The organism is Vibrio ponticus (assembly GCF_009938225.1).
GTDB classification, from domain to species: domain Bacteria; phylum Pseudomonadota; class Gammaproteobacteria; order Enterobacterales; family Vibrionaceae; genus Vibrio; species Vibrio ponticus.
The window spans coordinates 2785458-2808730 of the sequence record NZ_AP019657.1 but is presented as its reverse complement, the minus strand read 5'-3'; the positions used below and the strand labels follow the sequence as shown (position 1 = coordinate 2808730).

The window sequence follows — 23273 nt, the reverse complement described above, 5'->3', positions numbered from 1 at the left end:
GGTTTGATATGTCCTCTGTCGAGCAGACACAACCTTTAATCAGCCATCTACTTGAGTTAAGAAACCGCTTGTTGCGTGCAATCTTGGCTGTGCTGGTGGTTTTTGTTGGTTTAATTTACTTCTCAAATGACATCTATGAGTTTGTATCTAAGCCACTGGTTGATAAGTTGCCTGAAGGGGCGACAATGATTGCAACCGATGTTGCATCGCCATTCTTTACCCCACTTAAACTGACCTTAATTGCTTCAGTCTTTGTTGCGGTGCCAGTTATCCTTTATCAGGTATGGGCATTTGTCGCACCAGGATTGTACAAGCATGAGCGTCGTTTAATTATGCCGCTGATGTTCTCAAGCTCACTCTTGTTCTATGCAGGTGTGGCGTTTGCGTACTTTGTGGTGTTTCCGCTGGTGTTTGGCTTCTTTACTGCCATTTCGCTTGGTGGCGTTGAGTTTGCCACCGATATCTCGAGTTATCTCGACTTTGTCTTGGCGCTCTTCTTAGCCTTCGGTATTGCGTTTGAAGTTCCGGTGGCGATTATTTTGCTTTGCTGGACGGGTGCGACGGACCCAGACAGCCTGCGTGAAAAGCGCCCTTATATCATCGTGATTGCGTTTATCGTTGGTATGTTACTGACGCCGCCAGATATGATTTCGCAAACCTTACTCGCTATCCCGATGTGTTTGTTGTTTGAGGTCGGTTTGTTCTTTGCGCGATTCTATGTACGCAAAGATGAAGACGAGAATGAAAGCGAAGAGGAAAGCCAATAGGTTTTCGACACAAAATGCTAAAAAGGCTTGCCAAGTGGCAAGCCTTTTTTATTTCGAACGCTAGCAGCAGTACAGTCGACAAGTAATTACCTAATTTTAGTGATATGTCCACAATTCGAGCATCGGTAAACTTCTTTAATGCCCAATAACTTTTGCCAAAACGTACGGTGCTGTCTTTGTAAGTACTTAGCATGGTCGCACATTTTAGTCACCTCGGTTACTTCTGAGGGGAGTAATACTAAATTAGTGGCAATGCAATGTTTTTGGTACAGATCACCTTTTTACACAGTTTAATGAAACTTGTTGTAGTTTTTTTCTTAAATATTAAACAACGAATGGGTATTTTTGTTGGTTATTGCGACAATCTCGTCTAATTTCTGCTCTCTGAGCTCTGCAACTTTCTCGGCGACTAAGGAAACATAAGCGGGCTCATTGCGTTTACCGCGATGAGGCACAGGCGCGAGATAAGGGCAGTCGGTTTCTAAAATCACGTAGTTCATATCTAAGTGCGGGATCACTTTATCCATCCCACCATTTTTAAACGTCGATACGCCCCCTAAGCCTAAATGAAAACCAAGATCGTTGATCGCTTTGGCTTCTTCTACACTGCCACCAAAGCAGTGGAACACGCCGCTCAGTGAGCCGTCTTGTTCTTTTTCCAGCAGTGCTAAGGTTTCTTCAATCGAATCACGGGTGTGGATCACCACTGGCAGTTGCATCTCTTTCGCCCAATTAAGTTGGGTCACAAATGCATGCTCTTGTTCAGCTTTATAGGTTTTATCCCAGTATAGGTCGATACCAATTTCACCTACGGCAATAAAAGAGTGTTTGCTAAACCAACTATGGATGGTGGCAAGAGTTTGCTCGACATTGCCATCGACATAGCATGGATGTAAGCCCATCATTGAGCGGCAAATTTGCGGATAGGCGGCTTCCGTCGCCAACATTGGCTCGATAGAGTCAAGGTCAATATTTGGCAGTAAAATATTACTGATGCCTTGAGCTAGCGCGCGCTCAACCACTTGGTCGCGATCGTTATCAAACTCGCTCGCGTAAATATGCGCATGGGTATCGATCATGGTAGTACTCTTTTATCACTGATGGCATGAGTATACGGCAGTGTGAAGCCGAGGTCATTTTTTGCATTTTTCGCTATTGGCGCTAGCGTGATGAAGTGAGAGTGATATCATTCTCTACAAGCACTTTCACCAGATTGAAGGAGAATAGAGTGTCAGTTTCCATCCAAGGTCAATTTCCAGCGCGCCGTATGCGCCGTATGCGTAAACATGATTTCAGCCGTCGTCTTATGGCAGAGAACCAACTGTCTGTGAATGATCTGATCTACCCAATGTTTGTCTTGATGGGTAAAGATCGTCGTGAACAAGTTGAATCAATGCCAGGTATTGAGCGTTTGTCGATTGATCTACTGCTTGAAGAGGCGCAATACCTAGCGCAACTAGGTGTGCCAGCGATCGCTCTATTCCCAGTCGTTAACCAAGACGCGAAAAGCCTTTGTGCGGCAGAAGCATACAACCCTGAGGGTTTGGTTCAGCGTACTGTTCGTGCTCTTAAAGAACATGTGCCAGAAATCGGTGTGATCACGGATATTGCGTTGGATCCGTTCACCACTCACGGTCAAGATGGGATCATCGACGAAGAAGGCTACGTGCTGAATGATGAAACCACAGCAGTATTGATCAAGCAGGCGCTTTCACACGCTGAAGCGGGTGCGGATGTGGTGGCACCTTCCGATATGATGGATGGTCGAATTGGTGCGATTCGCGAAGCATTAGAAGAAGCCGGTCATATCAATACGCAAATTATGGCTTACTCAGCTAAGTACGCATCAAGTTACTACGGTCCATTCCGTGATGCGGTCGGTTCAGCCTCTAACCTTAAAGGTGGCAACAAGAAGAACTACCAAATGGATCCTGCCAACAGTGATGAAGCCTTGCATGAAGTGGCAATGGACATCAATGAAGGTGCAGATATGGTGATGGTGAAACCAGGTATGCCATATCTTGATCTTGTTCGCCGTGTGAAATCTGAGCTTCAAGTTCCGACATTTGCTTACCAAGTCTCTGGCGAGTATGCGATGCACAAAGCTGCGATTCAAAATGGTTGGCTGAAAGAGCGCGAAACCGTATTGGAATCATTGCTATGCTTCAAGCGTGCCGGCGCGGATGGTATTTTGACTTACTTTGCTAAAGACGTTGCTGAGTGGCTTGCTGAAGAGAACAGCCAAGCAGCTCAATATCTACGTAATGGCGAATAAGCGTTTATTCAGTTTTGCAAGGTCAGCGATGCTGACCTTTTTTATTGCCTGAAGTTTGATTAACGAAAATGGCATTGTTTTAATTTAAAACAATTACTTAACTAGGTTGTAAAAAATAAATGAGATTTTTTCTCATTTAGATGTTGACGAGTTAAATGAGAATCATTATTATTAATCTCGTCTTAGGGAATGAGGAAAGTTCACAAGGACGTTGATTTACCAGATTCAACCGATTGGATTTAGTGATGACACAGAACTTAACGGACTTACACAAGTTCTTTTTGACACGACATTGCTCACATTGCTTCCAGTGTAATTTATAGCTTTATGGCAAAGCGGCATGTTCCAACATGAAAAGCTTTGACTCTTTTTTGCTAGGCGACATCGAAAGGTGTCGCTTTTTTTATGCGTTTAATTTGCCTTTGAGCAAAAGGGCACCAGCACTCTTTTCCACAGTCAAGGATCGTTTTTAGATCGCTAAAAAAAGGATCGATCTTTTGATTTTTCATTTATATACAATCATTTATATTTTAATTTCAGAAAAGTGTGACATTAGTCAATGTCGGTGGATAATTATTATAAACAGAGTTATCCACAGGTGACCACATCATGTGGTGGCTTATTCAACAAATCTCGCTAGAGACATCACAGAGTTTGCATGGCATCGCCGACCTAGTCGTGGCATCCTAAGCAGATCTAATTTGCATTCTCTTTGGAAACTATAAGACTATGGCTCGCATTCCAGATAATCCACTGATTCTGATCGACGGTTCTTCTTACCTCTATCGTGCATTCCATGCCTATCCAGGCACTATGAGTAATGGTGAAATTCCGACTAACGCTGTTTACGGTGTGGTGAATATGTTGCGCAGTATGATGCGCCAATTTGCGTCAGATCGTATCGCGGTGGTGTTTGATGCCAAAGGTAAGACTTTTCGTGATGATATGTATCCGGAATACAAAGCGAATCGTCCGCCAATGCCGGATGATCTGCGTTGCCAAATCGAGCCATTACACAATGTGATCCGTGCAATGGGTCTGCCATTGATCTCGATCTCGGGCGTTGAGGCGGATGACGTGATCGGCACGTTAGCTTCTCAAGCCTCTCAGCAAGGCATTCCAGTATTGATCAGTACTGGGGATAAAGATATGGCTCAGCTGGTGGATGAGAATGTTACCTTGATCAACACCATGACCAATGTGGTATTGGATCGTGAAGGCGTGATTGAAAAATTTGGTATCCCGCCAGAGCTTATCATCGATTACCTTGCGTTGATGGGTGACAAAGTCGATAACATTCCTGGTGTACCAGGTGTGGGTGATAAAACTGCAACAGCATTGCTACAAGGCATCGGTGGTTTAGATAAGTTATTTGAAAACCTTGATGATATTGCGCCACTGGGTTTCCGTGGCTCGAAAACCATGGCGAAAAAGTTAGTCGACAATAAAGACAATGCGCTGCTTTCTTACGAGCTTGCGACCATCAAACTTGATGTCGAGATGGAGTTTAAACCGCAAGAGCTAGTAAAAGCAGAACCAAATAAAGATGAGCTGATTAAGCTATTTGGTCAGCTGGTGTTTAAGTCTTGGCTCAATGAGCTACTCGAAGGCGGCAGCGGTGTGGTTGAGGCAGATGAGAAGTCAGGCGCAGTGGCAGCCACGACTGCGTCTGCGAGCCAAGCTGAGATCAATACAGCAGCGGTAACCATTGATCGCAGCCAATACCAAACCATTGTGGACAAAGAGACCTTTGCTGAGTGGTTAGAGAAGTTGAAAGCGGCAGACGTGTTTGCCTTTGATACCGAAACCGACAGCTTAGATTACATGGTGGCGAACCTAGTTGGTTTGTCATTTGCGGTGGAAGAGGGCGTTGCTGCCTATGTGCCGGTTGCGCACGATTATTTGGATGCACCTGAGCAGCTTGATCGCGATTGGGTGTTAGCGCAGTTAAAACCAATTCTTGAAGACGAGAATCAAGCCAAAGTCGGTCAAAACCTTAAGTACGATGCGAGTGTGCTGGCACGTTATGACATTAAGATGCGCGGCATCAAATACGACACCATGCTGGCGTCTTACGTTTACAACAGTGTAGGCGGCAAGCATGATATGGATAGCCTAGCACTGCGTTTCCTTCAGCATAGCTGCATCTCTTTTGAGCAAATTGCTGGCAAAGGCAAAAATCAGCTGACGTTTAATCAAATTGATCTCGAGCAGGCTGCACCATACGCTGCCGAAGATGCTGATGTGACTTTGCGTCTGCATAATCGTCTTAATGAACATTTGCTCCAAGACGAAAAGTTAAATGCCATTTATCAGCAGATTGAAGTGCCACTTGTGCCAGTACTTTCACGTATTGAACGCACCGGCGTACTGATTGACGACATGATGCTGGCGGCACAATCTCAAGAGATTGCGGTACGTTTAGATGAGCTAGAACAAAAAGCGTATGAGTTAGCTGAGCAGGAGTTCAATATGAACTCACCGAAGCAACTACAAGCGATTTTGTTTGAAAAAATGGGTCTGCCAGTGGTGAAGAAGACACCATCAGGCACACCGTCGACCAATGAAGAAGTACTGCAAGAGCTGGCTTTGGACTATCCATTACCAAAATTGATTTTGGAATACCGCGGGTTAGCTAAACTGAAATCAACTTATACCGATAAGCTACCGAAGATGATTAACCCAGAAACGGGTCGCGTGCATACTTCTTATCATCAAGCGGTGACGGCGACAGGACGCCTATCATCGACCGATCCAAACTTACAGAACATTCCAATTCGTAATGAAGAAGGTCGTCGCATTCGCCAAGCTTTTGTTGCACCGCACGGCTACAAAATTATGGCAGTCGACTACTCACAAATCGAATTGCGTATTATGGCGCACCTATCGGGTGACCAAGCGTTATTAGACGCCTTCCGTGAGGGTAAAGATATTCACGCAGCAACGGCGGCGGAAATCATGGGAACCACGATTGAGAATGTCACCTCAGAGCAGCGTCGTCGTGCTAAAGCGGTGAACTTTGGTCTCATTTACGGTATGAGTGCTTTTGGTCTGGCGAAGCAACTCGGTATTCCTCGTGGTGAAGCGCAAGAGTACATGAACAAGTACTTTGAACGTTACCCTGGCGTGATGCAGTACATGGAAGACACGCGCAGTGCGGCAGCAGAAAAAGGGTATGTTGAGACGATTTACGGTCGTCGTCTACACCTGCCGGAAATTCAATCACGCAACGGTATGCGTCGTAAAGCAGCAGAGCGAGCGGCAATCAACGCTCCGATGCAAGGTACTGCGGCTGACATTATTAAAAAAGCGATGCTGTTGGTTGATGAGTGGATCGAAAAAGAAGGCGACGGTCGAGTGAAATTGCTGATGCAAGTACACGATGAACTGGTGTTTGAAGTTCAAGAGTCTGCTTTAGCCGAAATTGAAACAAAAGTACAAAAATTGATGGAATCTGCTGCTCAGTTAGAAGTACCTCTTATTGCTGAAGCTGGTCATGGTGACAACTGGGAACAGGCTCACTAGACAAAAAATGAACAATATTTAACATTTAACATGAGCCAGCGCACAAATGCTGGCTTTTTTTTGCGGTTAAAAAAGCCAGTTGCGAAAAGGGGTTTGTGTTGTTTTAACTAAAAAAGCTGAAAAAAACTTACAAAATGACTTTGAAATTCTGACCAATTGTTGTACATTAATCGACGTAGGGTACAGAGGTAAGATGTTCTATCTTTCAGACCTTTTGTTTCACGTTATTGGATTAGGCTGATTCAGCCGCCCCAGCCAGTGTTTGGCTGGGGCGTTTTTTCTTGTGGCAAAGAAAATTTCTCTACGCACTTCCAAACTGCTCCACAGCACACTATTTTTCCTCTCTTAGTTAATTTTTCTCAGCGCTGCTACGCGATAGAAACGTCTGATTACAAAAAGCTGTAATATTCCTTCATCACACTTTTGTTATTTCGTATAAAAAATAAATAGCGACAATTTAACTAATTGAAAAGAAACAATTTGCTCTAACCCTTAAGCGATAAGGTCTAGGGTCAGATAAAGGCATTTTAAGCGGGATTTGGCGAGGGGTTGATAATTCCTTTGAGTTGCGGAAAGCTAGCAACATAACTATAACAACCTACAATTCTCTCCCGTTGCCCCATTGTTGAGTGGGGCTTTTTCTTGATTCTACTTCACCTTTGTCCTGCATTTTGCTTGGTTCGAGACAAAAAAAGCCTCGCATGAGCGAGGCTATCTATCAGTCGATGAGCGAATTATTCGCCGTCGTGATCTGATGCGTGGTCCGCATCCAAATCTTCATCAACCAGATCGGCAAATGCAGGTGCAAACCACTCGTCTAGCTTGTTACGCAGAACATCCACGCCTAGACCTTTTAGTGAAGAGAACGCATCGACTTTCACTGTGCCACCGAAACCTTTGGCATCTTCACGGATCTTAAGCACAGCCGCTTTGCGCGCGCCACTTTTCAGTTTGTCTGCTTTAGTGAGCAGAACTTGTACTGGAATACCGCTATCCACCGCCCAGAAGATCAGTTGTTGGTCGAGGTCTTTCATCGGATGACGAATGTCCATCAGTACCACCAAGCCTTTTAGACATTGGCGCTTTTGTAGATATTCACCCAGAGACTTTTGCCACTTCTTCTTCATTTCTAGTGGTACTTGAGCAAAACCATACCCTGGTAGGTCGACGATATGGCAGCCATCAGTGACCTTAAATAGGTTGATCAGCTGGGTACGACCCGGGGTTTTACTGGTTTTAGCGAGACTCTTTTGGTTGGTCAAACGGTTAAGAGAGCTCGATTTCCCGGCATTAGAGCGTCCAGCGAACGCAATTTCAATGCCCTCATCCTCTGGCAAGTGGCGAATATCAGGCGCACTTGTGATGAAATGGGTGTTTTGGTAATTAATTTTTACGCTCACTGTTAACTCCATCTCGACTTTGTGTAGTCAATTGATTACTTTTTTGTGAAATTGTGTAAAATAACCGTACTCGGCATGAGGTCGCCTATTGTACCATGAGTGGCAATGCAGAGTGGTACTGGAAGCTTGATAATTATAATGGAATGTCATGAAGAAATTAGTGCTAATTGTGAGTCTTTTGGCCAGCTGCTCCGTATGGGCCCAAGGCAGCATAGAAGCTGGTAAAGCAAAATCTCAAACTTGTGTTGCGTGTCATGGAGCGGATGGCAACAGTTTACTTGGAATGTACCCTTCACTGGCCGGTCAGCATGCGAAGTATATTGAGAAGCAGCTGAAAGACCTAAAACTCGGAATGACGAGTGGTGGTAAACAAGGTCGTTATGACCCTGTGATGAGTGGTATGGCAATGCCACTGAATGAGCAAGATATGGCAGATCTCGCTGCTTACTATGCTTCATTACCACTCGCTCACAACACCACACCAGAAAACGTGGTCGAGCAGGGCAAGAACCTTTACGCAGCAGGTGATGCTGAGCGCGGCATCGCGGCTTGTATTGCTTGTCATGGTCCTCGTGGTAATGGTACAGAACTATCTGGATTCCCTAAAATTTCAGGTCAGCATGCAGATTACATCAAGCTGCAGCTAGAGAAATTCAGAGACGGTAACCGCAATAATGATATGAACGCGATGATGCGTGATGTTGCGAAGAAACTAACCGATGAGGATATCGACGTACTGTCTAAGTATGTGGGTGGTCTTCACTAAACGCTTATCTTCCAGTAAGACTCTCAAAGCCATGTCCGAACGACATGGCTTTTTGTTTGTCCCTAATTTATTTGATCAATGTCACACACACGATGTTGTCGCGTTTGACGATCTTGCTCAGCACTTTGTAAGACATTTGCCATTCATTACTCAGCCAAATGAGTAGGTAGATTGAAAATAACCTTTAAATACATGATGTTGTGGGTTTGTATTTTATTTAACCACAGTTTTTTAGTTTGACCTGTTGTCTGAAAAGGCTCGGATAGTAAAGTATCTACATCAACACGATGTTGAGCAGGATAAAAGACTAGGATGGTCTCCATGGATGCAAGTAAGGATTACTTGGCAGATGGAAAAAGGATTGAAAGGTAAGCAGGACGTTTGCCTTAATAAGGATGGTTAACTCGTCTGATGGTACAGACAGGGGAAAGGATCAGGCTTAGGAAGAGCTCAGCTACAGGAAGTAATGGAACGCCAAAATTCATTAGGATGATGACAAACAACACCTTTTTGGCAGGGAAAGCTCGAAAAACAAATGGAAATTTGGAGTACAGTTTTTGTACAACCCAGTTTAGCCATCATGGCATTTAGAAAGCGATAGTCAATCTATCGCTTTTTTTATATCTATTTTTACCGATTTGATGATTTATTGCACAATAACACTCCACTCTAAGAGCAGTTTCTGGTATGTTTCGCATCCCCTGTAAGAAGGATGTATCAATGCACAACTGCCCGCTTTGTCAAAGCAATCAAACTCACCATTACTTTGAAGATAAGCACCGTCAGTATTTACAGTGCTCACGCTGCGCATTGGTGTTTGTTAACCCAGACCAGCGTCTTGATGCAAAGACAGAGAAAGCTCACTATGATCTTCATGAGAACGATCCTAGTGATGAAGGCTATCGCCGTTTTCTCTCGCGCATGGCAGATCCAATTTGCCAGCGAGTCGCGCCTAATTCTCAAGGGTTAGATTTTGGCTGTGGTCCTGGTCCAACGTTATCATTAATGTTGGAAGAGCAGGGGCACGCTATGAAGTTGTATGACATCTACTATCACCCAGAACGCTCGGTGTTGGATGAACAATACGATTTCGTGACTGCTACAGAAGTGATCGAACACTTATACCATCCGGATATGGTGTGGCAGCAATGGTTAAATTTAGTTAAGCCCGGTGGCTGGCTTGGTATCATGACCAAGATGGTGATCGATGTTGAAGCGTTTGCACCATGGCACTATAAAAATGATCTTACCCATGTGATCTTTTTTAGCCGTGCAACGTTTGAGTACTTGGCTGAGCGGGATAAGCTCGAACTTGAATTTATTGGAAAAGATGTAATTTTACTGAGGAAAACCCAGTAATGAGTCGTAGTAAGAAAGCTAGATCAGGCGGTAACGGCGACGTTATCGTAGTTCGTAACCGTACCCAATCAGACGTTGAAGGACGTCTGCGCAAACGCGATAAAAAGCGTAAAGGCTTAAAGACTGGTAGTCGCAACTCAGAAGCGAAATCAAGCAAAGAGTTCACTAACGGTCAAAAGCGCGATCCACGTTTAGGCAGCAAAAAACCAATTCCATTGATTGTTGAAGCTGTTAAGAAGCCAACTAAAGTTGAGCGTCGTCTAAGCGCTGAGAAAGAGCTAGAGATGCTAGAAAATGATGCGCAATTGAACGTGTTGCTTGACCGTATCGATGAAGGCGAGAAGCTGGGCGCTGGTCTACAGAAATACGTAGACGAGAAATTGGCTCGCATCGAAGCATTGATGAAGCAACTAGGTATCTATGAAGATGACCTAGAAGCTGATGATTACTCGGAAGAAGAGTTCTTCGAAGATGAGACATATTCTGTTGCAAATAATGCAGAGAAAAAATCGTCATCTGATGATGATCTGTTGTCTCAATTTGAGTCACTAGATATCAATCAATACAAATAGGATAACAGTAAGATATGAATGTAACCTTGTTAGCCATTGCTGGTGGAATTATTGTTCTCGGCTTAGCGTCATACGCAGGTTACCTTCTTCTCCAACTGAAGAAGCAAAAGGAGTTGCAGCTTAGACATCAGCAACTGGCGATTGAAAAGCGCAACGCGAATATTTTTGAAAACGTAAACACACTGTGTTTAGCGGGTATTCAAGGTCAATGTGACCTGTCTGAAATCAGTATTCGCGTCTACTGCATTATGGACTACGTTCAAGGCGATGATCGCGTCGACTTTGATAAAGAGTTCCCAGCGACAGCTGAGCTATACCATGTGGTGAAAGACATGGCTCGCGGTGAAGACCGTCAGGCGCTGAGCAAAAAAGAGCGCATGCAGGAAAACTTAACTCGCCATAAAGCGGAGTCGCGTCTGCAAGATGCGATTGTTGAAGAGTTAAAAGTGCTGCAAGAGAAAGTGCAGCCACTGAATAATCAAATCAACATCCAAATGCTTTAGGCGCCAGCGCCTTCCCTGATTACGTTCAGGGAACGATAGCCGATTTCTAAGTCGGATAACTAAGCCTGATAACCGAACGTCGATCACTTACACTTAAGGGTGAGTGATCGATTTATCAGTTCTGGCATCAGTTCTGAGTATTTGTACTCAAAAAACGGCACGCCTAGGTACTTCAACTTAGCACCTATGGCAAAATAGCCCGTTATTGTAACCATGACCTTTCAGTCAAAAGAATGGAAAGAGCACCATGTCGCAGCAAGTCGTAGCAAGCCAACAAATCGAGTGGGATCAAACGGTTCTGGATAAATATAACTATTCCGGTCCACGTTACACATCTTACCCAACCGCATTAGAGTTCCATGAAGCCTTTACGGTCGCGGACTTTGATATGGCGTGTACGGCTTACCCAGAGCGACCATTGTCTCTGTACATTCATATCCCATTTTGTCACAAGCTTTGTTACTACTGTGGTTGTAATAAAGTCATCACTCGTCATGCGCATAAAGCGGATGAGTATCTTGATGTGTTAGAACTGGAGATCCGCACGCGTGCAAGCTTGTTGCAAGAGCGTCGTGTGACGCAATTGCACTTTGGCGGTGGTACACCAACCTTCCTCAATAAAGCGCAGATCAGCCGTATTATGGCGATTTTACGTGGCGAGTTTGATTTTGAAGCGACCGCTGAAATCAGTATCGAAGTAGACCCACGTGAAATTGAACTGGATGTGCTTGATCACCTCCGTGAAGAAGGATTTAACCGCCTGAGTATTGGTGTTCAAGATTTCAATAAAGAAGTTCAGAAGCTAGTTAACCGTGAACAAGATGAAGCGTTCATTGTTGCGATGGTTAAACGTGCGAAAGAGTTAGGTTTCCGTTCAACCAACCTAGACTTAATCTACGGTCTACCAAAACAGACTCAAGAATCCTTTGCTGAAACATTGAAGCAAGTGCTAGAGATGCAACCGGGTCGTCTATCGGTGTTTAACTACGCGCACATGCCGCAGCTATTTGCTGCACAGCGTAAGATTAAAGATGAAGATCTGCCGCAAGCGACCGAAAAAATGGCGATCCTGCAGCAGACTATTGGCACTTTAACTGGAGCGGGTTACCAGTTTATCGGTATGGACCACTTTGCTCTGCCTGATGATGAATTGGCGGTTGCTCAGCGCAATGGCATTTTGCACCGTAACTTCCAAGGCTACACCACTCAAGGTGAGTGTGACCTAATGGGCTTTGGTGTTTCGGCTATTTCGATGATTGGTGATGCTTACGCGCAAAACCAGAAAGAGCTTAAAAAGTACTACGCGCAGGTGAATGAACAGCGCCACGCATTGTGGAAAGGCGTATCACTGGATAGCGATGATCTGATTCGCCGTGAAGTTATCAAGCAACTGATTTGTAACTTCAAGCTGGACAAAGTGTTTATTGAACGCGAATTTAAACTCAACTTTAATCAATACTTTGCGCAAGATTTAGAGCTTTTACAGACCTTTATCAATGATGGGTTAGTGGAAGTGGATGAGAGCGAAATCCGTGTGACTCTGCGTGGTCGCCTACTGATCCGTAATATCTGTATGTGTTTTGATAAATACCTACGTGATCGCGCTCGTCAGCAGCAATTCTCTCGCGTTATCTAAGCGTTCGTTTAAGAGATTTAGATTTGAAAGCCACGCCTAGCGTGGCTTTTAGCGTTTTGGCGAAGACTTACAAAGTAATGTATTTTTCTTGCGCCACTTTCCACAGCGCTTTTACCAGCGGATTATCAAGTTGCGAGCGTTTGCAGCATACACCAAGTTCAAAAGGTGCGATCGGTGCGACTTTTAGACGCTCAATTTTATCTCTCACTGGGCTATTGTTGATCACCACATCTGGCGCGATACCAACCCCACAACCGAGTGCGACCATACTGACGATTGCTTCATGACCGGATACTTGTGCATAGATGTTTGGTTTGATTTTCATCGCTTTAAACCAAGTGTTGGCACGCTCACGAGCCGTACCAGCTTCCGGTACGATAAACGGAATTGAGTTCCAATCTGGCTTATCGCTTTGCAGTTGCTGGGCAAAATTACTCACCCCAGATGGCGCAATCACCGATAGAGGGATCTCGCTAATGGTTTCAAACTCAATTCGTGATGGCAGTTGCTCTGGCATGGCTGAAATGGCGATATCTGCCTCGTCATTGAGTATTTTCTCAATCGCTTGAGCGGGGTCACCCGTTGAGAGTTTGAACTCAATAAAAGGGTGTTGCAGGCGAAACTCAGACAGTAGTTCCGGCAAATGGCTATAGCTAGCAGTTACTGAGCAAAAAAGATGAATTTCACCTTTCAGTTCGCTATCAGAATCAGCAAACAACGCATGGTAGTTTTGCCACTCACCTAAGATATTCAGTGCGACAGGCAGCAGTTTCTTGCCTGCGGGTGTGAGTTCAACGCTGCGGTTATCACGCAGAAATAATCCTTGTCCGGTTTCTTGCTCAAGTTTTTGAATTTGGCGACTGAGCGCCGAAGGGCTAATGTGCATCGCTTCGGCAGTTTTGGCGAAGCTTTTACTCTCACATAAATGAATAAAGAGTTGCAGGCTTTTAATGTTCATAGCTTGTCACATCCATGTTGCATTTTTTGCAATAACTAATTGTGAATATATCACTTTAAGCAACTTTTTGTCTGTTTTAGTATCAGGTTATTCGGTAAGCAAAATTACCGACCTCATGGACATTATTCTTAAAGGAGAGCCCTACAATGGCTAACTATTTCAATACCCTAAACTTGCGTGAGCAATTGGACCAATTAGGTCGTTGTCGTTTTATGGATCGTAGTGAGTTTGCAACGGAAGCAGACTACCTGAAAGGTAAGAAGGTTGTCATTGTAGGTTGTGGTGCTCAAGGTCTAAACCAAGGTCTGAACATGCGTGATTCAGGTCTAGACGTTGCCTACGCACTACGCCAAGCGGCGATTGATGAGCAGCGTCAGTCATACAAAAATGCCAAAGAGAATGGGTTTGAAGTTGCGAGCTACGAAGCGCTAATTCCTCAAGCTGACCTAGTGGTAAACCTAACGCCAGATAAACAGCATACCAATGTAGTAGAAACGGTAATGCCATTGATGAAGCAAGGCGCTGCACTGGGTTACTCACACGGCTTCAACATTGTTGAAGAAGGCATGCAAATCCGTAAAGACCTAACTGTCGTGATGGTTGCACCTAAGTGTCCAGGTACGGAAGTACGTGAAGAATACAAACGTGGCTTTGGTGTACCAACGCTAATCGCAGTTCACCCAGAAAACGATCCGCAAGGCGAGGGTTGGGACATCGCGAAAGCATGGGCAGCTGCAACAGGTGGTCACCGTGCAGGTTGCCTAGAGTCATCGTTCGTCGCAGAAGTGAAGTCTGACCTAATGGGTGAGCAAACTATTCTATGTGGCATGCTACAAGCGGGTTCTATCGTATGTTACGAGAAGATGGTTGCTGATGGTATCGACCCAGGCTACGCAGGTAAACTATTGCAATTCGGTTGGGAAACAGTAACTGAAGCATTGAAGTTTGGTGGCATCACTCACATGATGGATCGTCTATCAAACCCTGCGAAAATCAAAGCGTTTGACCTATCTGAAGAGCTAAAAGATCTAATGCGTCCGCTATACAACAAGCATATGGATGACATCATTCAAGGTGAGTTCTCAAGCACTATGATGGCTGACTGGGCGAATGATGATGTGAATCTATTAGGCTGGCGTGCAGAAACGGGTGAAACCGCCTTTGAAAACTACCCAACGACCGACGTTCAAATCTCAGAGCAGGAGTACTTTGATAACGGTATCCTAATGATCGCTATGGTTCGTGCTGGGGTAGAACTGGCATTTGAAGCGATGACAGCATCAGGCATCATTGATGAGTCTGCATACTACGAATCACTACACGAGCTACCGCTAATCGCCAACACAGTAGCACGTAAGCGCCTATACGAAATGAACGTAGTAATCTCAGATACGGCAGAATATGGTAACTACCTATTCGCTAACGTAGCGACACCGCTACTGCGTGAGAAATTTATGCCATCAGTAAACACAGATGTGATTGGTAAAGGCTTGCAAGTTGAGTCAAACCAAGTCGATAACCAGCGTCTAATTGAAGTGAATGAAGCGATTCGTAACCACCCGGTTGAGTACATTGGTGAAGAGCTGCGTGGGTATATGACTGATATGAAGCACATCGCCGTGGGCGGCTAATTTCTTTGCTCTAGAGCTGAATCTCTTTGTCGGGAATGCTCATTTGCAGGTGCAAACTGTGCGTTCCCTTCGCGAGCTTAAGCGCTATAGCTTTGAAATAAATCGGGTCGGGATAACTTCGTTGTCTGATGTGCGCATTTACTCACGTAAACTGTGCGCATCATCCTAGAATTTATCGCCCAATCCCTGCGAGATGGCTTAATTTGTACTAGGTTTAAAGAACTCTGTTAGACAGAGTCAAAAAATACAAAGTACAGACACAACATTAATAAAAAGGCTTGCTCCGGTTGGGGCAAGCCTTTTCAATTTCTCGCTTATTTATCCGCAAGCTTCGCTTCTAGATCCGCCAGTTTCTTTTCCATTTCGGTAAGTTTTTGGCGAGTGCGTAGCAGAACTTGAGTTTGTACATCAAACTCTTCGCGGCTTACTACGTCTAGCTTGTTAAGCTGACCTTGGATTACTTGACGAACTTTCTGATCAACGTCTGCACCTAGGTCTTTCACTGGTTGCGGCATTGACTCATGAATTTGCTTAGCGATTTGCTCTAATTTCTTTGGGTCAAACATGGTGTGAACACTCCTGTATCTTTGGCGTCATTTTATGTAATTGATACGCAAATGTCGCTAGTTGTAGGGCAAAAAAGCGACTTTTGCGCTTGGCTTATCACCATTGCAGTATCAAATTGCTGGGAATAAAAAAGGTCACCGAAGTGACCTTTTAAGAGTGAATGTTGCGACTAATGATTAGCTTTTCTTGGCGAGTTCACGACAAGCCGCTTTCGCTTCGTCAACTCTGGCTAACTTTTCTAAGTCTTTATCTTCAACAAACACAGGCAGTGGCTTATGTTTCTCAGCTAGGTAGCTGTAAATCACTGGCAGTACAAACAGCGTAAACAGCGTACCAATCGCAAGACCTGCGACGATTACGATGCCGATACTAAAGCGCTGCGCTGCACCCGCACCGGTGGCGTACATCAGTGGGATTAGACCCGCAATCATTGCCGCGGTCGTCATCAGGATAGGGCGTAGACGAACTTTCGCCGCTTCCATTACTGCGTCCATCTTGCTGAGTTTGTTGTGCAGCTGCTCTTCTTTGGCTACCTCACAAATCAAGATACCGTGCTTGGTGATCAGACCGACTAACGTGATCAGACCGACTTGCGAGTAGATGTTCATCGTTGCCGCGCCCCAAGCCAGAGCAATCAATGCACCACAGATCGCCAGCGGTACCGATACCATGATGACGATTGGGTCTTTGATTGACTCAAACTGAATCGCCAGTACCAAGAAGATGATCGCCAAAGCGAGACCGAAGGTGGCATACAGCGCACTACCTTCCGTTACGTATTGGCGCGCTTCACCCATATAGTCGTGGTTGTAACCACTCGGTAGGGTATTCGCTGCGACATCTTCAAACCATGTGATGGCATCACCCATTGCAGTGCCTGGTGCAGGTACTGCACCAACCGTCGCTGAGTTTAGCTGGTTGAAGTGTGGTAGTGAGCGAGGTTCCGCGACAACATCAATGGTAATTAGGCTACCTAAAGGTACCGCTTTGCCATCGGCTGCGCGTACGTAGTAGTTATTCATTGATTCTGGGTTAAGACGCCACTTACGCTCAACCTGAGGAATAACTTCGTATGAGCGACCATTTAGGTCGATACGGTTAACGTAGCCGTCTGCCATCATGGTACTAAGCGTGATACCGATGTCCTGCATCGTCACACCGTAAGCACCGGCTTTGTCTTTGTCGATGTTGATTTTCATCGTCGCTGAATCGTAGTTCAGATCCAGATCCGAGTAGACAAACATCGGGCTCGACTTCACTTGCGTCAACACTTCAGTCGCAATCGCAAACAAGCTTTCAAAGGCATTTGGGGTGGTAATGACGAACTGCAGTGGTAGACCTGAGCCTGCACCTGGCAGTTCTGGCATCTGGAATGCCGTTACCGCCATACCTGGAACGTTAGCAACTAGACCACCAACACGGTTTGCCACTTCTGCTTGGCTCGCTTCACGTTCGCTCCACGGCACCATTGAGGCAATACCAAAGGCTTGGTTTGAGTTAGGCACACCAGTAAACACCTGCGCAAACGCCACTTCTGGCTGATCAGACAGAATCTTGTTTACGTCGTTCATGGTGTTTTGCATGTAGTCCAAGTTCGCATTTGATGGGGCTGTACCCATCAACATCACTACGCCTTTATCTTCTGAAGGGGCAAGTTCGCTTGGAATAAACTTAAACAGCACTGGGAGTGTGGCAAACACGATAACCGCGAAAGCGAGTACCACTGGGCGGTGGTCCATAACGGCTTTAAGCATCTTCGCGTAGCGATTGGTCATACCATCGAGAATATGATGCACTTTTTGCTCAAACTTGCTCGGCTCTTCATTAGCTTTGAGCATCTTTGAACACATCATTGGCGATAGGGTAAGTGCCACGATACCCGAGACAAATACCGCACCCGCCAAGGTGAGGGCAAACTCTTTAAATAGCGAGCCAGTAATACCACCCATAAGTGCGATTGGCGCGTATACCGCACCGAGCGTTAATGTCATCGCAATAACCGGTACCGCAATTTCACGCGTACCAATAATTGCAGCGCGGAAAGGTGATTCACCCAGTTTGATGTGACGGTCAACGTTCTCGAGTACCACGATCGCATCATCCACCACCAGACCGATTGCCAGTACCATCGCCAGGAGGGTCATCAAGTTCCAAGAGAAACCCATTGCCTGCATCACCATCGCTACACCAATCAGTGAGAGCGGAATAGTAACGATAGGAATGATTACCGCACGGAAAGAACCAAGGAATAGCGTGATTACTACCAGTACGATTACTGCCGCTTCAAGGATGGTCTTCACCACTTCATGAATGGATTCATTGATCGCGATGGTTGAGTCATACATCACGTTCATTTTGATGGTGCTAGGTAAGTTACGCTCGAGTTGAGGCAGCAGTTCTAACACATCTGCAGCGATGTTGATTGGGTTAGCACTAGGCGCGGCGTTAATCGCAGCGACCACGGCTTCTTGACCATTGGCACTCGCGCGGTAAACGTCATGGCTTTTCGCCAGTGTTACTTTGGCGATATCACCAAGGCGGATAACTTCACCTTCGTCGGATTTCACCACCAAGTTGGATAGCTCTTCGACGTTGGAGACTTGAGTATCCGCACTACCGTTGTAGAGCACGAACTCACCGACTGCTTGACCGGTTGCGGACTGATAGTTGTTGGCGTTAAGCACGCTCATAACATCGGTCGCGGTCATCTTGATCGCTGCCATCTTAGCTGGGTCTAACCAAATACGTAGTGCGTATTTCATGCCACCATAAAGGTCGATCTTCGATACACCGTTAACCGTAAATAGCTGCGGGTTGATCACACGCTCTAGGTAGTCAGTGATTTGGCTTGAATTAAGCTCGTCACTGGTAAAGCCGATGTACAGTACCGCGGTAGTTGAACCGGTCGACATGGTTACCGTTGGGTCTTCCGCTTCTTTAGGGAGCTGCGAACGTACCGAGTTGGTTTTAGCCAGAATATCCGATAAGGCGGCATTCGGGTCGGTATTGAGCTTCATGTTGACTGTGATGGTCGATTTACCTAACACAGACTGTGAAGTCATATAATCAATATTATCTGCCTGCGCGACGGCTTGTTCCAAAGGCTGGGTAATAAAGCCTTGAATAAGGTCGGCACTGGCGCCGTAGTAGCTGGTGGATACCGTCACTACTGTGTTCGTCATTTCAGGGTATTCGCGAACCTGCATCTTGAAAACCGCTTGCATACCAAGCAAGGCAATCAAGAAACTGATCGATACCGCTAAAACTGGACGTTTAATAAAAACATCAGTAAAGCGCATGAATCCTCCAATTACAGCATTGGTGTTTCAGCAGGTGGTGTGGTTGCGTCACTTTCCACAACGCGAACTTTCGCACCATTACTTAAACGTACTTGACCTGTGGTCACGACCGTATCTCCTGGCTTAACGCCTTCAAGAATATGGGCGATATCAGCCACACGCTCACCCACTTTTACAACGTGTTGTTGTACACGTTTCTCACCATCTTCTTCTGTTACGATGTAGACGTTGTCGCCGTACAGGGTGTAGGTGATGGCAGTTTGTGGCAGAGTCACTTGGTCAACTAGCTTAGGTAGGATGATGTTGGCACGGGCGAACATGCCGCTGCGCAATTTACCATCGCTGTTAGGGATATCCGCTTGTACTTGGATCAGACCGCTTTGCACGTTAACAGCGGGCTCAATCGCTGAGATGGAACCTTTAAACGGTTTTTCTGGGTAAGCATCCACGTAGATTTCTACTTCTTGTTTAAGCTGGATACGCGAGATGTCGGTTTGCGGCACGGTAAAGCGCAGGCGCATTACGGTGGTGTCTTCTAGACGGACGATATCGCTGCCAGCTTGTAGATACTGACCTAGATAAACATTACGAATACCCACTTCACCAGCAAATGGTGCTTTGATTTCGCGGCGGTCAATCGAGGCTTTTAGGCTCTCAATGTCTGCTTGTAGTGAGAAGTAGTTAGCGCCAGCTTCGTCGTAAGCCTCTTTAGAGATAGAGCCTTTTTTGTATAGACCTTGGTAGCGCTTATATTTGGCTTGTGCCGCTGGCAATTTAGCCTGAGCACTTTTTAAATTGGCTTTTTCTACTTCAGAATCAAGAGTGATAAGTAACTGACCTTCTTCAACCTGGGTTCCCGACTCGAAACTGATTTTATCAATCACACCACTGGTTTCATTGGCGACGGTGACACCTTGGTTAGGCTCGATAAAACCGATCGCTTCGATAACAGGTACCCAATCGACAGGTTTTACTTGCGTTACCGTCACCGGAAATTCGGGCTCTGGTCGGTTAGCGAGATATTCAGCTATTTTTTGTTGCTTGAATAGATTGAAACCAATCACGCTACCAAACAGTAGCAAGACGATGACAATCATAAAGAAAGTCCACTTTTTCATTCTTGTTAGAACTCCAAGTTAATGATTAATTACTGCGTCCCAGCTGGCATTGATGGCGGCTTCAATTGCCTCATCATCCAGATGGTAAAACCCCCACGCATGTTTACGAGCAAGCGCTACACACGCCTCAAATGTCAAACCAGACAAAACTTCATTAGCAATCGGCTTAAAAACCTTTTGTGCTTTGCCATCTTCGAATAACTTTTGCACTTGATGAAACATCAGCTTTTCTTGTGCACGAATCTCTATATCGGTAGTGCAAGGTAGTGAGTCATATTGCACTCGGTTACTTAGGGCGTTTTTGTTAGACACTGCTAAGTTCCAAGTGTTTAACCACATGGTGCGATAACGATCTTTAAGAGGCTCATCCCCGACGACCCCAGCTTGTACAGCATCGGCAATACGCTGGGTGACATTGAGCCGCACCTCGGCAAGAAGGTGCTCCTTATCAGAAAAGTAACAATAGATAGTTCCAGCAGCGACACCAGCTTGTTTGGCGACTTTCTGCATGGATAAGCCATGAAATCCTGACTCCGCGAGAATCGCTTCTGCGGCATCCAGAATTTGCTGCTTTTTATCTACACTGAGTTTTTTGGTCATTTAATGAGACCGCTAATGAATGAACGTTCATTCATTATAGACCAAATTACAAACAGAAGTTCAATAAAGTATTGCATTAATTCAGTAAAAATCTTGTCGATGGATATAAGTATGAGGGTGGCAATCGCACCTTGTGGACGCTTTACTTAAATATTAGCAATCGTCGTGTTGCACCATTATTATAGGCGCCATTATTTTTTCTGGATGAGACCATCATGAAGCTGAACCCCGGACAAGACCAAGCGGTTAAGTATGTGTCAGGCCCTTGCCTAGTATTGGCAGGCGCGGGCTCTGGTAAAACGCGAGTGATCACTAACAAAATTGCTTACTTGGTTCAGCAATGCGGCTATAAAGCTCGCAATATCGCAGCAGTGACCTTTACCAATAAAGCCGCACGTGAAATGAAAGAGCGTGTTGGGCAGACTTTAGGTAAACAAGAGTCGAAAGGGTTGATGGTCTCAACTTTCCACACTCTTGGTCTGAACATCATTAAGCGTGAGCACAAGCATCTCGGTTTGAAATCGGGTTTTTCTCTGTTTGATGATCAAGACCAGTTGGCGCTACTAAAAGATCTCACCGAGAAGCAGTTGGATGGTGACAAAGATTTGTTGCGCCAATTGATGAGTGCTATCTCGAACTGGAAAAATGACATGTTGTCGCCAGATGAAGCCAAAGCGCGTGCTCAGGGTGAGCAACAGCAGCTATTTGCTTTCTGTTTTGAGATGTACCAAAAGCAGATGCGTGCTTATAACGCTTTGGATTTTGATGATCTGATCCTGATGCCAGTATTGCTGCTGCGTGGCAATACAGAGGTACGAGAGCGTTGGCAAAACAAGATTCGCTACCTGCTGGTCGATGAGTACCAAGATACCAACACCAGTCAGTATGAGTTGGTGCGTTTGCTGGTGGGTGAGCGCGCACGTTTTACGGTGGTAGGAGATGATGACCAGTCAATCTACTCATGGCGCGGAGCAAAACCACAAAACTTGGTGTTGCTTGGTGAAGATTATCCAAGTCTTAAGCTGATTAAGTTGGAGCAGAACTACCGTTCAACCAACCGTATTCTGCGCTGTGCCAACATCCTGATTGCCAATAACCCGCACGTGTATGAGAAAGCGCTGTTCTCAGAACTGCCGGATGGCGAGCAACTGAAAGTGTTGTTGGCAAAAAATGAAGAGCATGAGGCGGAACGCGTCACCGGTGAAATCATTGCGCATAAATTCTTAAATCGTACTGATTACCGTGACTATGCGATTTTATATCGTGGTAATCACCAATCGCGTCTGATCGAAAAATCCTTGATGCAAAACCGTGTGCCATACAAGTTATCTGGCGGCACGTCGTTTTTTGCTCGCGCTGAAATCAAAGACATCATGGCTTACCTAAAAGTCTTGGTGAACCCGGATGATGACAACGCCTTCCTACGTATCGTGAATACGCCAAAGCGTGAGATTGGACCGGTCACGTTAGAAAAGCTCGGTAGCTATGCCAATATGCGTGGTAAGAGCTTATTTGAAGCCAGCTTTGAGTTAGGTCTAGAGCATCATCTTTCCGGGCGAGGCTTAGAGAACTTGCGCCGTTTTACTACTTGGCTGGTGGCGATTTCTGATCAAGCCGAGCGTGGTGATACGGTGGAAGCGGTTCGCTCTCTGGTGCGTGATATCAATTACGAAGATTGGTTGTATGAGACCTCATCAAGCCCGAAAGCGGCTGAGATGCGGATGAAGAACGTTTCTGATCTTTACTCTTGGATAGTGTCAGACTTAGAAGGTGATAACTACGACCAAGAAGAGAAGACACTGCGTGAAGTGGTTCAACGTCTCACATTGCGTGACATGATGGAGCGCAGTGAAGAAGATGATGATAGTGATGCGGTGCAGTTGATGACGCTACACGCCTCAAAAGGTTTGGAGTTCCCGTACGTTTATTTGATTGGTACCGAAGAGGGCATTTTGCCGCACCAAACCAGCATTGATGAAGATAACGTTGAAGAGGAGCGCCGCCTGATGTACGTGGGTATTACCCGCGCCCAGAAAGAGCTGACTTTTACTATGTGTCGTGAACGTCGTCAGTATGGTGAACTGATTAAGCCAACTCAGAGTCGTTTTCTCGATGAACTGCCATTTGATGATGTTGAATGGGAGCAAACCAAGAAGCCAGTGACACAAGAAGAACGTATGGCGAAAGGGCAGGCACATATTGCTAACTTACGCGCGATGTTTAAGAAGTAACGTCTGCGTAGAACAAAAATCAAAAAGGCTTGGGTTTCCCAAGCCTTTTGCTTTTTATCACAGCGG

The 23273-nt window shown here is 45.5% G+C and carries 18 protein-coding genes; 11 read left to right on the top strand and 7 right to left on the bottom strand.

Annotation, left to right across the window (positions count from 1 at the left end):
• Positions 1-8 precede the first annotated feature (8 nt).
• Positions 9-767, top strand: a complete 759-nt coding sequence (tatC, locus tag GZN30_RS12645; RefSeq protein WP_075647714.1) for a twin-arginine translocase subunit TatC — start codon at positions 9-11, stop codon at positions 765-767.
• Positions 768-1084: 317 nt separating this feature from the next.
• Here the strand turns inward: tatC and GZN30_RS12640 are convergent, their stop codons facing one another.
• A complete protein-coding gene (locus GZN30_RS12640; protein ID WP_075647715.1) occupies positions 1085-1846 on the bottom strand; it encodes a TatD family hydrolase in 762 nt (253 codons plus the stop codon).
• Positions 1847-1995: 149 nt separating this feature from the next.
• Between GZN30_RS12640 and hemB the strand changes: the two genes are divergently transcribed.
• From hemB to GZN30_RS21495, 3 genes are all read left to right on the top strand, one after another.
• Positions 1996-3042, top strand: coding sequence for a porphobilinogen synthase (gene hemB / locus GZN30_RS12635; RefSeq protein ID WP_075647716.1), 1047 nt, complete (start codon positions 1996-1998; stop codon positions 3040-3042).
• 729 nt (positions 3043-3771) lie between these two features.
• Complete coding sequence (gene polA, locus GZN30_RS12630) at positions 3772-6567, top strand: DNA polymerase I (protein ID WP_075647717.1); 2796 nt, start codon at positions 3772-3774, stop codon at positions 6565-6567.
• A gap of 193 nt (positions 6568-6760) precedes the next feature.
• Positions 6761-6808, top strand: coding sequence for a hypothetical protein (locus GZN30_RS21495; protein ID WP_438356636.1), 48 nt, complete (start codon positions 6761-6763; stop codon positions 6806-6808).
• Between the two features lie 493 nt (positions 6809-7301).
• On the opposite strand, the gene yihA is transcribed toward GZN30_RS21495, so the two are convergent.
• Positions 7302-7967 carry a ribosome biogenesis GTP-binding protein YihA/YsxC gene (gene yihA / locus GZN30_RS12625; RefSeq protein ID WP_075647718.1) on the bottom strand — a complete coding sequence of 222 codons (666 nt, stop codon included), beginning with the start codon at positions 7965-7967 and terminating at the stop codon, positions 7302-7304.
• Positions 7968-8115: 148 nt separating this feature from the next.
• Between yihA and GZN30_RS12620 the strand changes: the two genes are divergently transcribed.
• The 5 genes from GZN30_RS12620 to hemN all read left to right on the top strand — a co-directional run bounded on the left by GZN30_RS12620 (position 8116) and on the right by hemN (position 12803).
• On the top strand, positions 8116-8733 hold the full coding sequence (locus tag GZN30_RS12620; RefSeq protein WP_075647719.1) for a c-type cytochrome: 618 nt from the start codon (positions 8116-8118) through the stop codon (positions 8731-8733).
• A gap of 720 nt (positions 8734-9453) precedes the next feature.
• Positions 9454-10092, top strand: coding sequence for a class I SAM-dependent methyltransferase (locus GZN30_RS12610; protein ID WP_075647720.1), 639 nt, complete (start codon positions 9454-9456; stop codon positions 10090-10092).
• Positions 10092-10664, top strand: coding sequence for a Der GTPase-activating protein YihI (gene yihI / locus GZN30_RS12605; protein WP_075647721.1), 573 nt, complete (start codon positions 10092-10094; stop codon positions 10662-10664). Before GZN30_RS12610 ends, yihI begins: the two co-directional genes overlap by 1 nt.
• Positions 10665-10678: 14 nt before the next feature.
• The gene (locus tag GZN30_RS12600; RefSeq protein ID WP_075647722.1) at positions 10679-11167 is read left to right on the top strand and encodes a DUF2489 domain-containing protein; all 489 of its coding nucleotides are present in this window, start codon (positions 10679-10681) and stop codon (positions 11165-11167) included.
• 247 nt (positions 11168-11414) lie between these two features.
• Positions 11415-12803 carry an oxygen-independent coproporphyrinogen III oxidase gene (gene hemN / locus GZN30_RS12595; protein ID WP_075647723.1) on the top strand — a complete coding sequence of 463 codons (1389 nt, stop codon included), beginning with the start codon at positions 11415-11417 and terminating at the stop codon, positions 12801-12803.
• A 67-nt stretch (positions 12804-12870) separates the two neighbouring features.
• Here hemN and ilvY read toward each other — a convergent pair whose 3' ends face one another.
• On the bottom strand, positions 12871-13761 hold the full coding sequence (gene ilvY / locus GZN30_RS12590; RefSeq protein ID WP_075647724.1) for an HTH-type transcriptional activator IlvY: 891 nt from the start codon (positions 13759-13761) through the stop codon (positions 12871-12873).
• A 146-nt stretch (positions 13762-13907) separates the two neighbouring features.
• On the opposite strand from ilvY, the gene ilvC reads away from it, so the two are divergent.
• Positions 13908-15392, top strand: coding sequence for a ketol-acid reductoisomerase (gene ilvC / locus GZN30_RS12585; protein WP_075647725.1), 1485 nt, complete (start codon positions 13908-13910; stop codon positions 15390-15392).
• A 314-nt stretch (positions 15393-15706) separates the two neighbouring features.
• Here the strand turns inward: ilvC and ubiK are convergent, their stop codons facing one another.
• The 4 genes from ubiK to GZN30_RS12565 form a co-directional block, all read right to left on the bottom strand.
• Positions 15707-15958 carry a ubiquinone biosynthesis accessory factor UbiK gene (ubiK, locus tag GZN30_RS12580; RefSeq protein ID WP_075647726.1) on the bottom strand — a complete coding sequence of 84 codons (252 nt, stop codon included), beginning with the start codon at positions 15956-15958 and terminating at the stop codon, positions 15707-15709.
• A gap of 177 nt (positions 15959-16135) precedes the next feature.
• Positions 16136-19258, bottom strand: a complete 3123-nt coding sequence (locus GZN30_RS12575; RefSeq protein WP_075647727.1) for a multidrug efflux RND transporter permease subunit — start codon at positions 19256-19258, stop codon at positions 16136-16138.
• Positions 19259-19269: 11 nt separating this feature from the next.
• On the bottom strand, positions 19270-20376 hold the full coding sequence (locus tag GZN30_RS12570) for an efflux RND transporter periplasmic adaptor subunit (protein ID WP_075647728.1): 1107 nt from the start codon (positions 20374-20376) through the stop codon (positions 19270-19272).
• Between the two features lie 18 nt (positions 20377-20394).
• Positions 20395-20976, bottom strand: coding sequence for a TetR/AcrR family transcriptional regulator (locus GZN30_RS12565; protein ID WP_075647729.1), 582 nt, complete (start codon positions 20974-20976; stop codon positions 20395-20397).
• Positions 20977-21191: 215 nt separating this feature from the next.
• Between GZN30_RS12565 and rep the strand changes: the two genes are divergently transcribed.
• Entirely contained in the window at positions 21192-23207 is a 2016-nt protein-coding gene (rep, locus tag GZN30_RS12560; RefSeq protein ID WP_075647730.1) for a DNA helicase Rep, read from the top strand.
• Positions 23208-23273 lie beyond the last annotated feature (66 nt).

Bases quoted from the DNA above. Each gene is read 5' to 3' on its own strand.
- ubiK (WP_075647726.1), bottom strand. From the start codon at position 15,958: ATGTTTGACCCAAAGAAATTAGAGCAAATCGCTAAGCAAATTCATGAG.
- GZN30_RS12610 (WP_075647720.1), top strand. From the start codon at position 9,454: ATGCACAACTGCCCGCTTTGTCAAAGCAATCAAACTCACCATTACTTT.
- yihI (WP_075647721.1), top strand. From the start codon at position 10,092: ATGAGTCGTAGTAAGAAAGCTAGATCAGGCGGTAACGGCGACGTTATC.
- hemN (WP_075647723.1), top strand. From the start codon at position 11,415: ATGTCGCAGCAAGTCGTAGCAAGCCAACAAATCGAGTGGGATCAAACG.
- ilvC (WP_075647725.1), top strand. From the start codon at position 13,908: ATGGCTAACTATTTCAATACCCTAAACTTGCGTGAGCAATTGGACCAA.
- GZN30_RS12570 (WP_075647728.1), bottom strand. From the start codon at position 20,376: ATGAAAAAGTGGACTTTCTTTATGATTGTCATCGTCTTGCTACTGTTT.
- GZN30_RS12565 (WP_075647729.1), bottom strand. From the start codon at position 20,976: ATGACCAAAAAACTCAGTGTAGATAAAAAGCAGCAAATTCTGGATGCC.
- tatC (WP_075647714.1), top strand. From the start codon at position 9: ATGTCCTCTGTCGAGCAGACACAACCTTTAATCAGCCATCTACTTGAG.
- GZN30_RS12620 (WP_075647719.1), top strand. From the start codon at position 8,116: ATGAAGAAATTAGTGCTAATTGTGAGTCTTTTGGCCAGCTGCTCCGTA.
- ilvY (WP_075647724.1), bottom strand. From the start codon at position 13,761: ATGAACATTAAAAGCCTGCAACTCTTTATTCATTTATGTGAGAGTAAA.
- GZN30_RS12575 (WP_075647727.1), bottom strand. From the start codon at position 19,258: ATGCGCTTTACTGATGTTTTTATTAAACGTCCAGTTTTAGCGGTATCG.
- rep (WP_075647730.1), top strand. From the start codon at position 21,192: ATGAAGCTGAACCCCGGACAAGACCAAGCGGTTAAGTATGTGTCAGGC.
- polA (WP_075647717.1), top strand. From the start codon at position 3,772: ATGGCTCGCATTCCAGATAATCCACTGATTCTGATCGACGGTTCTTCT.
- GZN30_RS12640 (WP_075647715.1), bottom strand. From the start codon at position 1,846: ATGATCGATACCCATGCGCATATTTACGCGAGCGAGTTTGATAACGAT.
- GZN30_RS12600 (WP_075647722.1), top strand. From the start codon at position 10,679: ATGAATGTAACCTTGTTAGCCATTGCTGGTGGAATTATTGTTCTCGGC.